General features: G+C 42.7%; 14 protein-coding genes. 3 read left to right on the top strand and 11 right to left on the bottom strand.

Annotation, left to right across the window (positions count from 1 at the left end):
• Positions 1-5: 5 nt before the first annotated feature.
• The 3 genes from ABNE31_RS02710 to rnr are packed head-to-tail and all read right to left on the bottom strand — an operon-like array spanning position 6 to position 3588.
• Positions 6-668 carry a LysE family transporter gene (locus tag ABNE31_RS02710; RefSeq protein ID WP_179383222.1) on the bottom strand — a complete coding sequence of 221 codons (663 nt, stop codon included), beginning with the start codon at positions 666-668 and terminating at the stop codon, positions 6-8.
• Between the two features lie 3 nt (positions 669-671).
• On the bottom strand, positions 672-1352 hold the full coding sequence (locus ABNE31_RS02705) for a head GIN domain-containing protein (RefSeq protein WP_349352282.1): 681 nt from the start codon (positions 1350-1352) through the stop codon (positions 672-674).
• A 52-nt stretch (positions 1353-1404) separates the two neighbouring features.
• Complete coding sequence (gene rnr / locus ABNE31_RS02700) at positions 1405-3588, bottom strand: ribonuclease R (RefSeq protein WP_349352281.1); 2184 nt, start codon at positions 3586-3588, stop codon at positions 1405-1407.
• A 595-nt stretch (positions 3589-4183) separates the two neighbouring features.
• Between rnr and rpiB the strand changes: the two genes are divergently transcribed.
• Genes rpiB through ABNE31_RS02685 form a run of 3 tightly spaced genes read left to right on the top strand, consistent with a single transcriptional unit; the run spans position 4184 to position 5985 of the window.
• Positions 4184-4615 carry a ribose 5-phosphate isomerase B gene (gene rpiB, locus ABNE31_RS02695; RefSeq protein ID WP_179383219.1) on the top strand — a complete coding sequence of 144 codons (432 nt, stop codon included), beginning with the start codon at positions 4184-4186 and terminating at the stop codon, positions 4613-4615.
• Between the two features lie 6 nt (positions 4616-4621).
• Positions 4622-5545: a cation diffusion facilitator family transporter gene (locus ABNE31_RS02690; protein ID WP_179383218.1), complete on the top strand. Its 924-nt coding sequence runs from the start codon at positions 4622-4624 to the stop codon at positions 5543-5545.
• Positions 5545-5985, top strand: a complete 441-nt coding sequence (locus ABNE31_RS02685) for a GNAT family N-acetyltransferase (RefSeq protein ID WP_349352280.1) — start codon at positions 5545-5547, stop codon at positions 5983-5985. Before ABNE31_RS02690 ends, ABNE31_RS02685 begins: the two co-directional genes overlap by 1 nt.
• Positions 5986-5987: 2 nt before the next feature.
• Here the strand turns inward: ABNE31_RS02685 and ABNE31_RS02680 are convergent, their stop codons facing one another.
• The 8 genes from ABNE31_RS02680 to ABNE31_RS02645 all read right to left on the bottom strand — a co-directional run bounded on the left by ABNE31_RS02680 (position 5988) and on the right by ABNE31_RS02645 (position 15894).
• Positions 5988-6596 (bottom strand): hypothetical protein, encoded by a 609-nt coding sequence (locus tag ABNE31_RS02680; protein ID WP_349352279.1) that lies wholly within the window; start codon positions 6594-6596, stop codon positions 5988-5990.
• Positions 6574-7821 (bottom strand): DNA (cytosine-5-)-methyltransferase, encoded by a 1248-nt coding sequence (gene dcm, locus ABNE31_RS02675; RefSeq protein ID WP_349352278.1) that lies wholly within the window; start codon positions 7819-7821, stop codon positions 6574-6576. The genes ABNE31_RS02680 and dcm overlap by 23 nt, the downstream gene beginning before the upstream one ends.
• A 29-nt stretch (positions 7822-7850) precedes the next feature.
• The gene (locus ABNE31_RS02670; RefSeq protein ID WP_349352277.1) at positions 7851-8816 is read right to left on the bottom strand and encodes a hypothetical protein; all 966 of its coding nucleotides are present in this window, start codon (positions 8814-8816) and stop codon (positions 7851-7853) included.
• 137 nt (positions 8817-8953) lie between these two features.
• Entirely contained in the window at positions 8954-10579 is a 1626-nt protein-coding gene (locus tag ABNE31_RS02665) for a S41 family peptidase (RefSeq protein WP_349352276.1), read from the bottom strand.
• Positions 10563-11360 (bottom strand): ribonuclease P protein component, encoded by a 798-nt coding sequence (gene rnpA, locus ABNE31_RS02660; protein WP_349352275.1) that lies wholly within the window; start codon positions 11358-11360, stop codon positions 10563-10565. Before rnpA ends, ABNE31_RS02665 begins: the two co-directional genes overlap by 17 nt.
• 136 nt (positions 11361-11496) lie before the next feature.
• Positions 11497-13350, bottom strand: a complete 1854-nt coding sequence (locus ABNE31_RS02655) for a M1 family metallopeptidase (RefSeq protein ID WP_349352274.1) — start codon at positions 13348-13350, stop codon at positions 11497-11499.
• Between the two features lie 3 nt (positions 13351-13353).
• Positions 13354-15003 carry a S8 family peptidase gene (locus ABNE31_RS02650; RefSeq protein WP_349352273.1) on the bottom strand — a complete coding sequence of 550 codons (1650 nt, stop codon included), beginning with the start codon at positions 15001-15003 and terminating at the stop codon, positions 13354-13356.
• A 24-nt stretch (positions 15004-15027) separates the two neighbouring features.
• Positions 15028-15894, bottom strand: a complete 867-nt coding sequence (locus ABNE31_RS02645; RefSeq protein WP_349352272.1) for an MBL fold metallo-hydrolase — start codon at positions 15892-15894, stop codon at positions 15028-15030.
• Positions 15895-15927 lie beyond the last annotated feature (33 nt).

The raw sequence follows: 15927 nt of genomic DNA, 5'->3' as shown, positions 1-15927 counted from the left end.
TTTGTTTATAGATTCTCTATTTTTTCGATTTCTTCCTGTATATCAAACCTGTCTTTGGGCAAAAATCCTTTGGTAATCAATACGATTCCGCAAATGATGAGCACTATGCCCAATCCCTTTTTTATCAGTACGATCCGTTCTTGGGTCAAATAGCGTTTCAACTGTTTGGCCAACACTATTTTAAGTACATCAATTCCGAAATAGACCATTAATACCGTTCCAAAAAAGACCACCATTCTGTTGGGGTTGTTTTCCAAACTGGGCCCCACCACTATAATCAGGCCCAACCAAAAGGCCAATACCCCAATATTGATAAAATTCAACAGAAAACCTTTTACGAAGAGTCCCAAATAGGTTCCTTTGGTGGCTTTGACATTCGTCTTTTTTTTTGCCTTCTTCACAAACAGAAAAATTCCGTAGACCAACAAAATCATCCCACCGAACACAAACAGCCCAGGTTCGTTGCTCAAATTCTCCAACAATTGAAAACTACTGAAATAGGCTATCAATAAAAAAACGATGTCCGCCAAGATTACCCCTAGATCCAAACTTACCCCTGCCCTAAAGCCCTTTGTGGCACTGGTTTCCAATAAAACAAAGAAAACAGGACCGATCATAAAGCTCAACAGAAGCCCTAAAGGGATTGCAGCTTGGATGTCGTCAATCATTTTTTAATCTACTCTTTTTATTTTTCCGCCAAAGAGGGTTCGTTCATCCATGGTCTTTGGATCTCCATACACCAGCACTTCGCCACCAGCTTTTACATTGGCCTTTACATAATCGGTTGCATGGATTTCGGCATGTCCCCCTGCGTTCACACTTATCGTGGTAAATTTGGTTTTAAAGGTTCGACCGTTGTATGTACCTCCCGTATTGATGATCACATCTTGGGTGTTGGAAAATCCTGCAGCGAATATTTTACCTCCAGATATGGACTTGATCAATAATTGGTCCACCTCACAGTTGATTTCCAATTCACCACCCTCCTGTGCCTTCAGTTCCAAAACATCTTGCACATAGGTGTGATCGGATGATATCCTGGCATCTTCATTCACATCGATCACCACCAATTCTTCCGAATGGTACAGATCAACATAGGTTCTATATCCACTGAAAATTTTAACGATTTCCATTCGAATTTTCAACACACCTTCATTGTTGACTATGGCCACATTACTGGTGTTGGCTCCCGTAATCACGGCTTTATTTTCGTTGGACTTGATTAAATTAATGGAAATTCCATCAAATCCCTTGACTTCGGTAAACTTTTGTAGGTTTTGGGTAATGGTAGCATCCTGGGCTTCACTGTATTGCAGTGAAAGGAACAACATAACAATCGTACATATTCTCATGTTATAAAAATTTGGTTCTCAATAGGATAACAAACTTTGTTCCAAAATAGTATTATTTCTTTTTACCGATCAAGGAAAAGTCCAAATGTCTTTTGATCAAATCGGTACTCTTCACCATCACGTACACTTCATCTCCCAATTGGTACATTCGTTTGGTCCGTTCCCCAATAATGGCATATTGGCGTTCGTCAAAAACATAATAATCATCTTTGATATCCCTAATCCGTACCATGCCCTCACATTTGTTCTCCACAATTTCCACATAGATGCCCCACTCGGTGACCCCGGAAATCACCCCTAAGAACTCTTGGTCCTTATGGTCTTCCATAAACTTGATCTGCATGTACTTGATGGAATCCCTTTCCGCATTCGCGGCCAATAGCTCCATATCGGAAGAATGCTTGCATTTTTCCTCGTAAAACGTAGCTTTTGGTGTCTTTTCCTTATCTAGATAATGCTGTAGCAATCGGTGCACCATCACATCCGGATATCGTCGAATGGGAGACGTAAAATGGGTGTAGTAGTCAAACCCAAGACCATAATGGCCAATATTTTCAGTGGTATAAATAGCCTTGCTCATACTTCGTATGGCCAAGGTATCCACCAAATTCTGTTCTTTTTTGCCCTTAACGTCCTCCAACAACTTATTTAGGGACTGATTGATGGTCTTTCGGTCCTTTAGGTTGATACTATGTCCAAATCTGGAAATAACGCCGTTCAGGGCCATTAATTTATCATCATCGGGTTTATCATGCACTCGGTACACAAAGGTTTTCTTCTGCTTCCCGATAAACTCTGCCACTTTTCTGTTGGCCAAGAGCATAAACTCCTCGATCAATTTATTGGCATCCTTGGACTCTTTGAAAAACACACCTACGGGTTCATTGTCCTCCGAAAGGTTGAATTTCACCTCAATCTTATCAAAAGAAATGGCTCCAGCATCCATACGTGCCTTTCGCATGATCTTTGCCAACCGATCAAAAGTGAGAACGGCTTCAACGATGTCATCCGAAACAGAATATGCCTTTCCTCGAATGGAAATTTCTTTTGGAATTTGATGCTGTTTTGTCTCAATAATGTGCTGCGCTTCCTCATAGGCAAAACGCTCGTTGGAATTGATAGAGGTTCTACCAAACCATTGTTTGACCAACTGGGCCTTATCATTCATCTCAAAAACGGCCGAAAAGGTATATTTTTCCTCGTTGGGACGCAACGAACAGGCTTGGTTGGACAACACTTCCGGGAGCATGGGAACCACACGGTCCACCAAATATACCGATGTAGCCCTATCGTAAGCCTCTTCTTCCAAAATGGTATCGGGCTGCACATAATGGGAAACATCCGCGATATGGATGCCTATTTCATAATTGCCGTTTTCCAATTTTTGAAAAGAAAGTGCATCATCAAAATCCTTGGCATCCTTGGGATCAATGGTAAAGGTCAATACATCGCGCATATCCCTTCGCTTAGCGATTTCCGATTCCTTTATACTGGTATCCAATGTTTTGGCGTACTGTTCCACCTCATAAGGAAATTCATGGGGAAGTCCATATTCCGCCAAAATGGAATGGATTTCCGTATTATGTTCGCCGGGTCTCCCCAACACCTCCACAATTTCACCATACGGGGAATCGGCGTCATCGGGCCAATCGCCCAAATTGACCAAAACCTTGTCTCCATCGTTGGCCTTTTTCAGCTTTTCCGGCGGGATAAAAATATCGGTATACATTCTGGAATCGGTGGGGCGAACAAAAGCAAAACGTTTTTGCTTGTCCACAATACCCACGTAAGAGGTTTTCTTTCTTTCCAGTACCCTGGAGATTTCACCCTCCATTTTCTTGCTCTTGCGCCTCGGTTTTATGAATACCTCTACCGTATCGCCATGGAATGCTTTGTTGAGGTTATTATTGGACACAAAAATATCGTCCTCCAGCTCATCGACCACAATATAGGCATTGCCACTACTGGTAAGATCTACCCTTCCGGTAAAGTATGTATGGAGCGATGGTTTCTTTTGATACTTGCCTCTTTCCGGTTCCACAATACGGTCACTGGCCTTTAACTGTCCCAATCGTTTGATCAAAAGGTTTCTATCCTGCGTATCTGTAATCCCTAATTTAGAAGCTATCTGCTTGTAATTGAAGGTCTTGGAAGGTTCTTTTTCCAATACGGTGAAAATGCCCTTGGTTATCTCGTTCTTTCGCTGACTGCTTGCCCTCTTCTTTTTCTTTGACATTAACGTCCTTATTTTTTTGAAAAATACGAATTATAATTCTTGAGCAACAAAGAAAGGAAGAGTAATCCAAAACAAAGTGAACTTTATCAACAATAATCAATACTATCTCTTTTCTTCTTTTTTAAAATTTATAAAAATGGTGATGATGATGGATCGTTGAAATGTGGAATAAAATTTTTACCAAAAAGTTGCTTTGAACCGATTAAAAATTTTGTTCACAATTTGTCAGAACAGAATAAATTTAAAAATCAAGGGATTAGATTTTTTGTACACCGATTTTAATAACCGTTATCAACATCAATTTATTGAAAAGTTAATGTATTTTTAATGTTAATTACCTTCCAAAAAGCGTTGATTTAGGTTGATTAATTTTTAATGGAATATTACCCCAACATTAAATCTTATTTCCTAATGGTTTATTTTTTCGTCATTACAAAATTTCATTACCATTAGTTTTCTGTAATTAATTAACAAAACCTTGTTTTCGGTAAGCAGTTGTTTTCTAGTGAAATGCAGAAATCTGGATGATTTTATAAACAGCCCAACAGGAAAAGAAATCGTACCTTTGTGACATACCCATTTTTAAATGAACACCATGAAAATAGCCATTGGAAATGACCATGCTGGTACGGATTATAAACTAGCGATTATAGGTCTTCTCAAATCTAAGGGAATTGAAGTTGTTAACTACGGCACCGACGGTACCGATAGTGTGGATTATCCTGATTTTGTGCACCCCGTTGCACAAGATGTGGAAGAAGGCAATGTCGATTTTGGCATTGTTATTTGTGGTAGTGGTAATGGCGCTACCATGACCATTAATAAACACCAAGGCGTTCGCGGAGCGCTTTGTTGGAACAAAGAAATTACAGAGTTGGCCAGGGAACATAACGACGCCAATATTTTAAGCCTGCCAGCTCGGTTTATTGCTTTACCACAAGCCCTTGATATGGTACAGACCTTTTTGAATACCGAGTTCCAAGGAGGCAGACATGAGCGTAGAATAGAAAAAATACCTTGTAGATAAACCCCTATGGGTCACCATCACCATCATGGACATTCACATTCCCACGCACATCCCGATTTAAAGGGAAGGAATCTGCTTATTTCCATCTTTTTGAACATAGGTATCACCCTGGCTCAAATTGTGGGTGGATTGCTGTCGGGAAGTTTGGCACTGCTGTCCGATGCACTGCATAATTTTAGCGATGTACTTAGCTTGGTGATTAGTTATGGTGCCCGTAGATTGGGGCAGCGTCAAGCATCCAGCCTTAAAACTTTCGGGTACAAGCGAGCAGAAATTTTGGCTGCTTTCATTAATGCGGCGACTTTGGTGGTCGTTGCCATTATTTTAATGAAAGAGGCTGTGGAACGGTTGATGCAACCACAAGAAATTGAATCCAACTTGGTTATTTGGTTGGCATTGATAGCCATAGTTGGAAACGGATTCAGTGTATTGCTCCTTAAAAAGGATTCAAACCACAATATGAACATGAAATCCGCCTATTTGCATTTGCTTACCGATATGATGGCCTCCGTGGCTGTGTTGATAGGTGGTATTCTGATGAAATATTTCCAGGTATATTGGGTAGATGCCATCCTCACCATGATTATTGGGGTCTATTTGATTTATATGGGTTATGATTTGTTGAAGGAATCCACCAAAGTATTGATGTTATTTACACCGAAATCAGTAGTGATCCAAGATATCGTGGAATCCATTTGTACCATTGAACCTGTGAAAAATGTCCACCATGTTCATATTTGGCAGCTCAATGAGGAAGAAGTGCACATGGAAGCCCATATCGATTTTAAGGAAGACATACGACTGTCGGAATTTGATGCCATTCTCGAAAAAATAGAAGAACATGTGTATCATAAGCACGGTATCAACCATGTGAACATACAGCCAGAGTTTGATAAATGTGATTCCAAAAGCGTAATAGTCCAAGATTGATGCAAGTATCCATAAAAACATTCGATGAACTCAGCATTCATGAGCTCTATCAAATTCTACGCCTCCGCAGTGAGGTCTTTGTAGTGGAGCAGGACTGTGTGTACCAAGATGTGGACAATAAGGACCAAAAAGCACTCCATGTCATAGGCTTGAAAGAAGATGAAGTAGTTGCTTATACCCGGGTTTTTAAACCGGGCGATTATTTTAAGAATGTCAGTATCGGCAGGGTGGTGGTATGTCAAGATCAACGAAAATACGGCTTGGGCAAACAGATTATGTTGGCAACGATGGCAGCTATTGATCAACGGTTTCCCAACAAACCCATAGAAATTTCTGCACAATCCTATTTATTAAAGTTTTATACAGATCTTGGTTTTTCTGCCTTTGGCGAAGAATATTTGGAAGATGGCATTCCGCATCGAAGAATGTTGAAGAAGTGAATTCAAATTAACCTCTTCGCCACTCCAATTCGATTCAAAAATTCAAGTCTTAGAATAAGATTCACTGGCTTTTCCACTTTGTTTGTACTGGAAAAATATAGATAGCCCTCTTTCTTGGGATCAAGACCCTCCAGCACCAACTTTCCATTCACCTCTTTGTGATCAAGGGCTAATTCCTCTAAGAAAGATTGGTTTAGACCCAGTTCATGTAAACGCAAAATCAGTTTTTCCCGATTTACAAAAGTGATGTTACAACTGGTGAATACATCAGCTTCATCCGAATAAATGCTGGTGACCAATGCATAAAAATGGGTCTTTTTGGAAACATCGAAGAGCCAGCCCTGCTTTTGCACCCCGTTTTTTGAGTAAAAGAGCTCAAAGGCAAAAGTGGGCAAACTTTCGTTGATATAGTCCAATTGGGCTTTTTCGTCCACAAAGAAGAAATGCCCCGACTGTTTGTCCTTTAAAATCAAATCGATTCCCTGTAACTGTTTTTTGAGTTCCGAAACACGCTCAAAATCATATCTTTTGAGGTGTTTTTGGTAATAGGTGTCCAGTAAGGAGCTTAATCGTAGTTCTTTGGATAGGTCAGCTTTGAAGTTGCTTTTCAAGGTGGTTAATTTTCCGGAACAGGGAAGCACCAATCTTTTCCACAATGCCCACCACCAAGGCGTTGCCCATAAAAAAGGCGCGTTTGGCATCCGAAATGCCCTCCAATTGGGTATGATGGTCCGGAAACATGTTCAACCTTTCCAATTCAACAGGTAAGAGTCTTCGCAGTCCCTTGGAGGTTTGGACCACGTGCTTAAACCGCGAAGGGGATTTCCCGCCCTCACCGGTTATAATAGTTCTGGAAGGTTGATCAAGAGCATCAGGGAAGACCATGCTTCCCTCGCTATAATGGTATTCAAAACCAGCTTTGGTCTTGCGTATTTCTTTTTTGGAGCCTTTTAAATAATCCCATTTGGGCAAATCGGCCTCATCAATATAATATTCGGAAGGAATGTTACCCTGCTCCAAAATATCCGATAACGTCGTTCTATTTCCATCGTAAGAAGCGGAGGTGGTTAAGGTAGTTACCTTGCCATCTACACAGATTCCGGTATTCAGGAAAGGAGATAGTCCCTTTTCACTATTGAAATTGGAGGATACATCCACCAAATCTTCTTCCAAATCGAACACAACAGCTTTTTGATGGGTTGGAGCAACGGGAAAGGCCTCGGAGAAAATACCATCGCGAAGCATCCAATCTTCAGGATGCGAATTTTTCATTTTTTGATGGATTTTGGACCCCTTAAAATATGCCAGAAAAAAAACGCGCCTTCGGCGCTGAGGCATTCCATACTCGGCCGCATTGATTACGCGCCATTCCACGGCATAGCCCAAATCCGACAGGCTACGCAACATCACTGCAAAATCCCGCCCACGTTGTGTGGAAGGCGATTTTAAAAGGCGGTCCACATTTTCCAAAAACAGATAATTTGGCTTGTTTTTCTTTTCGGAAAGTATACGGTGAATGGACCACCAAAGAACCCCCTTTTTACCAATAAGCCCCTTGGAGTTTTTCAGGGAAGTGGCCACCGAGTAATCCTGACAAGGAAAGCCTCCGACCAACATATCATGGTCTGGGATTTCTTCGGTTTTCACGGTCTCGATATTCGCATTGCAATGGTTTTCCTTGCCAAACCGAGCTTCGTAGACCAAGGAAGCGTGCTGCATTTTGGTGGAAGGCTCCCATTGGTTGCTCCAGACCACTTTGAAACGTTTGGTGCGTTCCAGACCAAGGCGAAAACCGCCAACCCCTGCAAAAAGTTCACACACTTTAAGTTGTTGCATGCCCAAAAATAGAATTTATTCCCTCTTTTTTAACCATTAATGGATGAATCAAAGACGGTTTGGTAAAAAGATAGCAGGAATACGACGGAAAAAATAAAGACCACAATCATAAAGATGGTATTCAAGAATCGCGAAAAATCTTGATTTTCCAAATTTTCGGTGATTCTGGAAGCATCGGGATTTCCGGGGAGGTACATTACCTCTACATGGTCCATTTCTTCAGCAGACTGGGCATTTTCCGCTATTTTTTTATCATTTCCTTTGATTTTCTCCCCATTTTGGGACCTAAATAAATAGGAAAAATCAAAAACAGGTTCTGCCTTGACCAAGGTTCCCGTATTTTTCCGGGCTGATACTGTTGCCGTCGCCCCAACGCCATAGAACAAGAGATTCCAGTTGTATTCCAAGGATTTTTTATCCACCAAAACCCCAATCTTTTGCAATAACAGATAGAGGAAGATGCTCACGACAATGAGCGTCAGTCCAATTTGCCAAGTATACGACGTTTTAAAGAGTTGCTCGTAGGTATTCGGTGCAGCGAAAATCCGTTCCATAGCCTCGCCCATCAAGATATAGCTCCCAATCACATAAACAATGATTTTTAGGCTGCAGATGATGACAAATACAAATGAAAACCGACAGGGTTTTTGGGAAAGGAAGATGGGATTTTTGGGTTTTCGGGCAATATTGAGGCCAATTTCGATGGTTTTATCTGTTTCAAACCGTCGCAAATGGGGTTTGGTGTCCCATACCCGAATTTTTCGGTGTATATGATGACCGGAAAAATTCTCGAACAGCAACAACAGCTCCAGTAATGGTTTTTTTCCGCCTTTAATGGTAGTTACGGTTATGATGGAGGCTTCTTTGGTAACGGATCCGCTTCTCCGATTACGTACAATGCAGAAGGCCCTTGAGAAACAATTGCTCATCAAATTGTACAACCAATAAAAAAGAACAAGGCCGATCAAGGACAAGGTGAGCACAGTGTAGGTCATATGCAAAATTTTCAGTTAAGATATGACGCCCAAGGAAAAGTTTAGCCCACCAATTGACGGTTGATGGTTTTGAATTGACGGATGGTGGTTTTGAATTGACGGATGAAGAATTCAGGCTATCAAAAACCTCACAAAAACTACCTCAAAATACTGGCATATTTTTGGGAGTCGGCCAAGAGCTCTTTGGCCGTCAAGATGGCATCGTCGTGGTTCAGATAATATTTGTACAGGCCTTCGCGATAAAAATATCGGGTGATGATCTCGTCCTCCAGCTTTTTGGTGATTTCCTTTTGATAGCTGTCCAAGGCCGAAATTTTACCACGGTTAACCGCTAAGAGTAGATCTTTGTACTTTTCCTGGACTTCGGAGCCCAATAACGTATCGTCCGTATTGATAGATTCTTCCAAAATCTTTTCTGTTTCCGTCTGAAAGGTGAAGTTTTCCGATTTCACAAAGCTTTTGAATTCAGAATAATCGCTATCGGAGAAACGGAAATTGTCCACCGAATTGAAATCGTGGGCATAGAAATAATCCGTAGCAAAATCAAAAACCAGCTGGTTTTGCTCCAAAGCGTCTATTAAGGAGTTGGTTCTAAGGGATTCGATGGTCACATCGGGCATGATGCCTCCACCATCCCAGACCTTTCGGCCATTTCTGGTGGTAAACTCATTAAACTCGGTATTTCGAACCGCATTGCCTTCTTTATCTCGATTCCAATAATCCAAGGATTGTATGCACCTTCCGGATGGCGTGTAATACCTGGAGATGGTCACTTTCAATTGTGTTCCGTAGGTCAATTTTAACGGGCGTTGCACCAGTCCCTTTCCAAAACTTTGTGCACCCACGATTACAGCGCGGTCCAAGTCCTGTAATCCACCGGAAACAATTTCACTGGCCGAGGCACTTTTGCCATCCACCAATACTACCAACGGAATTTCCTCATCTTCTGGCTGGTTTTTGGTTCGGTATTCCTGATTAAATTTTTTGACTTTGGATTTTGTGGTCACGATCAATTCGCCTTTGGGCACAAAAAGATTGGTCACATTAATAGCTTCCGAAAGCAGGCCTCCGGGATTGCCCCTAAGGTCCAAAATCAAACGTTCCGCTCCTTTGCCCTTGAGGTCTTGCATCGCGGATTGGGTTTGTTTGGACGCCTTGCGATTAAAACGGGAAAGCACAATGTACCCAGTTTTTTCGTCGATCATGTCGTAAAACGGCACGGCATCGACCTCAACCCCTTCGCGGGTGATTGTGGCGGTTTGGGTTTTTCCCTGTCTTAGAAATGTAACATCGACCGTGGAGTTGTTGGCGCCCTTGAGCAGTTCTCCGGCGTTGTCGTCAAAATCGGCAACGTTGGTCTCCCCAATTTTAATGATTTCGTCCCCAGCTTTTAGCCCGGCCTTGTCTGCCGCATAGCCTTGATAGGTTTCAACGACAACCAATTTTCTGTCACTGGTCCGCACCAAGGCCCCAATACCGGAGTATTCACCAGCATTATTGATACGGTAGGATTCCACATCCTGTTCGTTCAAAAACTGGGTATAGGGATCTAGTTCTTCCAACATGTTCTTTATGGCGGAATCCATCAGCGCAGCTGGATTGGTCTCATCCACATAGTTCATGTTCAGCTCTTTAAAGAGCGTTGTAAAAATTTCTATTTGCTTGGCAATCTCAAAAAAGTCACTCTTAAAACCGCTGGCACCCACCAAAACGACTACGGCCAACATGGGAATCATCAACTGCTTCTTAATCAATCTTTTCATGGAATTCTTTGTTTACAAATGCCTTTAACAGCGTTTTCATAGCAATTTCGACCTGCCTAAAATCGGGGTCTTTCTTGCCAAGGTATAAAAATATGAACGCATAATTTCCCTCAATGTTGTTAAAAATGAGGGGCTTGTTGAGCCTGTACGCCTCACGTAACAGGCGTTTGATACGGTTGCGTTCCACGGCTTTTTTGAATTTTTTCTTTGGTGCCACCACGGCCACCTTCACCGGGACAGCATCAGGAAAAGAGGTGTTGAGGTATATCAGTTTGACGGGAAACTCCTTCAGTGTTTTTCCTTCGGAAAAAAGCTTTTCAAAAATGGTTTTATGGGTGAGCTTCTCCTTTTTGGGAAAGGAATTGTCCCCTTGAGGGGACTTTAGGGGTGTTTTTTCTGCATTCAAATTAGGGTCTTTGTGTTGCATTTGAGCTATCGTTTCTTTTATGCTCATCAAAACACTGAACATATTGCTTTTAACTTCCTGATCCTGCAACCTGAGCAAATGTACGCCGACTTTTTCTAGTTGATGTTCTCTTTGTTGATCCTTGTCATATTTGAAATCATGCGAAACCCCGTCAATTTCTATGGCAAGCTGTAATTCGTGGCAATAAAAATCAACAATATATTCAAGTAAAGGAACCTGTCGATGAAATTGAACCCCCATTGAACGTTGCTTTAGTTTTTCCCAAAGAAGGACCTCGGAGAGCGTACTGTTTTTACGCAGTTGCCTTGCAAATTCTTTTAACTTGGGATTATATGGAATAATCTTGTTTTTCATACGAACGAACCCAAATATATCAAGAATAATTGTTCATGTAACACCCCTAAGGTCCCCTCAAGGGGACAGTTGTTCATGATAGATAAAAAAAGGGCGGCACAATGGCCGCCCTTCAAGATTCTTCCATTCGTGAGGGCTACTCCTCAGCTTGGTAAACGTTGTTTTCTCCATTAACATCGGCCATCAACTGGGATGGGTCGATCATAATGGCCTGCACGTTCTCCATCGGCATATCCAAGGTAAACACATAGGTAGGATATGCCCAAGGCCAATCCTCCAAAACAGTGCGCTTTAAATTAGGATATGGGTTGTCTTTTTCCCCGAACATCATGCGCAAGGGAACGTAATAGGTTTGTTGGGTGCCGTCCTTGCCCACTATCAAAATATCCAAAGGCATGGGCATTTCGCCAATGCGCTCCATGGTCACTTTAGTATTTTCTCCATCAGCCTCCACACTTTTGATTCCGTAATCGATGGTATTGGTGGTCTGGGTCCAATCTTTAAGGTACCAGTTAAGCTCCATTCCGGACACTTTTTCTGCGGTCCTTTTGATGTCATTGGGCACAGGGTGCTTGAACTTGAAATCCTCAAAGTATTTTTGAATGGTTTCCATAAGCTTGTCTTGCCCAATAACATAGCCCAATTGCGAAAGGAAAATGGATCCTTTGCTGTAGGCCGAAACACCGTAGGCGAAGTTGGTGGTATACCTGTCCGCATGCGTCGCTTGTGGCATTTCCAGGCCAGAGTTTACCAAAGCGTAGTACCCTCTGTAGGAGCCTTCAAAAGGGTTCTCCTTGTTCTGCTCCATAATCTGGTTCATACACAAACTACTGATAAAAGAGGTGAAACCCTCATCCATCCATTCGTGCTCGGATTCATTGGTAGCCAGTACGTGCTGGAACCAAGAGTGCGCCATTTCGTGCACCATTACCCCAACCAAGCTGCCAAATTCGCGTTCACCGGTGATCAAGGTGCTCATGGCATATTCCATACCGCCATCGCCTCCTTGAACCACAGAATATTGTTCGTAGGGGTACTTCCCGACGTTGTCGCTAAAAAATTTCATGGCCGCAGCTGTTTTGGGCTGAAGTTTTTTCCAGTTTTCGTTGAATTCTGGATTGTCCTTGTAAAAGAAATGTAGAGTTGGCCCATCTTCCATTTCGTACGTATCGTGAATGTACTCTGGGTCGGCCGCCCACATAAAATCATGGACGTTGGGCGCTTTAAAGTGCCAGGTCAATGTTTTTCCCTTCGTTTTTACCTTAGTGCCGGGGGCTTCATACCCGTGACCGATTTCTTGTGGATTCTGAAGATATCCAGAACCTCCAACCGTGTAGTCCTTGTCCAAAGTAATTTTGACATCAAAATCACCCCAAACCCCATGGAACTCGCGGGCTATGTACGGGTTGGGATGCCACCCCTCAAAATCATATTCGGAAAGTTTGGGATACCATTGGCTCATGGATAGCGCTACGTTTTCCCTGCTGTTTCTTCCAGAACGTCTGATCTGCAACGGAACCTGACCTTCAAAAGTCATATCAAAAGTAGTTTTTCCTCCAGGAGGAATGGGTTGTGCCAAATTCACTACCAAAATCGTCCCTTCTTCCGTAAAAGTAACAGGCTGGCCATCTTGGGTAAGGGATGTAGCGTGCAAGTAGCCCATTTCACTTTCGGAAAGCGAAGCAATTCTACTTTTGCCATCTTCCATCATTCTTTTATCGGGATCTTTGATGTTTTGCAGCCTAATGTCCATTTCACTACCAGGCTGAAAGGCATTGTAGTACAAATGATAGAAAACGCGGTCCAATTGATCAGGAGAGTTATTGGTGTAGACCAATTTTTGGGTCCCTTTGTACTGGTAGGTTTCCACATCCATGTTCACATCCATGGTGTAATCTACATGTTGTTGCCAGTAGCCCGTATTTTGGGCACTCAAAAAAAGACTGCTCCCTAAAAGGGCTAAAAAAAGAAATACTCGTAAACGTTTCATAAATTATTTTGAATTACTGTCCAAGGTCATTTTGCCGTTTGAGACGTTGTTTGCTAAAATTAAGGCATTGTAGGCATTCACCATTTTGCCCGATTTGGAAATTTTATCAAAAGTGGTGGCTTTGGTTTCGTCACCGGCCACAATTACGGAGGTTTTGGTCCTTAGACCGGATTCCATGATAATGTTTTTTACTTGTGATGCCGACAGGTCGGGATAGTACGAGCGAATCAAGGCCGCTACACCGGCCACGGCAGGTGCTGCCATGGAAGTCCCTCCTTGAAATTCGTATGCACTGTTGGGCATGGTAGAGTAAATCTCTGCACCCGGGGCAAAAACGTCCACCCGTTGACTGCCATAATTGGAAAAAGAGGCAACCATTTCGGAGCCATAGTTACTGGAAAGGGCCCCAACGGTAATCAAGTTATCCACAAACTCCGTTTCGGTGTCCATGTCATCATTGGGATAATTTCTGTTTTCCGGAAGTTCTAGGTTCTCTCCATCGTTACCAGCTGCATGAACAATCAATACGTCCTTGGAGGCGGCATATTTGATGGCCTCATAGACCCATTCTGCTTTTGGGGAGAAGGATTTTCCAAAACTACAATTGATGATGGAAGCACCATTGTCTACTGCGTATCGGATACCTAAAGCGATATCCTTATCGTATTCGTCCCCGTTTGGCACCGCACGAATACTCATGAGTTCCACATTTTTGGCGACGCCGTTTACACCGATTCCGTTGTTTCGCTGTGCGGCAATAATACCCGCTACGTGCGTACCATGGCTTTCGCTCTCTACTTGGTTGTCCGGGTTTCCGTTGCCATAGGGCACATCGGTAATGTCGTAAGGGTCATCGCCCACGGGAGCCCTACCGTTAAAGTCCTTGTTCAGATTATAGTTGACTTGCTCGGTAAAATAGGTAATTCCTTCTTCAAGTTCTTCCAACACTTCGGAAATACTATCCCCATAGGTGAACATCTGTGTCAACACGGCAACACTTTGCTCCATTTGGGCGGTCTTGGGTTCAATGGAAAGTAAATCTTCCTTGGTATAGGTTTCTTTACCAAGTTCGTCTTGGACAAGTTGGTCGGCTCCTTTGACCACTTGAAAAATTTGTTCGTATTGCTGCTTGTTTTGAAGGGCTTCAGGGTATTTCTTATCCAAAAGAAGCCTCGCTTCTGCTCTTTGTGAGGCATCACCAATGTTCAGGCGGAGCATACGCACATATTCCAATTGCTCATTATAGGAATCCCCAAGAAAATTATAGCCGTGAATATCGTCCACATAACCATTGCCGTCGTCGTCCTTCCCGTTGTTGGGAGTTTCATCGGAATTGGTCCAAAGCACACCCTTTAGATCTTCGTGGTCCAAATCCATCCCTGAATCCAGAACGGCGACCACTACGGTTTTTCCTTTTTTGTTTTTGATAATTTCATTGTAGGCCCTGTCCACACTCATTCCGGGAATGGTGTCTTGGATTAGGTCTAGGTGTCCCCAATGCTTTTTTTCTGCTTCGGTAAGCTCTGAAACCTTTAAAGGAACGGCATCGATGTTCTCCACAGGGGTGGAAACCAATGTGGTTGATCCACAACCCATCAAAATAAGGGCCGCAGAAAGCGAAAGGAACGATAGTTTGTTATATGTGCAATTCATAAATTGTTTAGGAATAAAAAAGAGTTACGGTGTATTGAATAATTCTTGATACGTAAAGACTTGATCGAGGCGCGCCCCCTTTTCCGTTTGCTGCAAGGAGCAGATTTGATTGTGGGCATCGTGCTCAAAAAGCAACAACCAATCATTTTCAACAGCTTGATTCAAAAAGCGGCTTTTTTCCTCCAGTGTCAATAATGGCCGGGTATCGTAGCCCATGACGTAGGGTAGGGGAATGTGACCGACGGTTGGAATCAAATCGGCAACAAACACAAGGGTTTTACCTTGGTATTGGAGGTGGGGCAACATTTGCTTATCGGTATGCCCATCCACAAAGTGGATGCCAAAACCGAGTTCGGATTTTTCTAGGAATGAACCATCATTTCGGTCCACAAAATGGAGCTGGCCGCTCTCTTGCATGGGCAAAAGGTTTTCCTTTAAAAAAGAAGCTTTTTCACGGGCGTTGGGTTTGGTGGCCCATTCCCAGTGGTCCTTGTTGGTCCAAAATTTGGCATTTTTAAAAGCAGGTTCATAGCCTGTTCGGTCTTTGTTCCATTGGATACTGCCCCCACAGTGATCAAAGTGAAGGTGGGTCAAAAAAACATCGGTGACATCATCACGGTGGAAGCCCACTTTTTCCAATGATCTGTCCAATGTTTGATCTCCCCAGAGATAGTAATAGCTAAAAAACTTCTCCGATTGTTTGTTCCCAAGACCGTTGTCGATCAAAATAAGTCGATCGCCATCCTCAATCAATAGGCAGCGGGCGGCCAAATCGATCATATTGTTTTGGTCGGCAGGATTGGTCCTGTTCCAAATGGATTTGGGCACCACACCGAACATGGCTCCGCCATCCAACTTAAAATTACCGGTCTCAATGGGATAAATTGTCATTCTGAAAGTAAAATGGGCTGCAAAATAAGAAAA

Origin of the sequence: Flagellimonas sp. MMG031, assembly GCF_040112705.1 — a bacterium.
GTDB lineage: Bacteria > Bacteroidota > Bacteroidia > Flavobacteriales > Flavobacteriaceae > Flagellimonas.
This window is presented reverse-complemented; position numbering and strand designations above follow the sequence as displayed.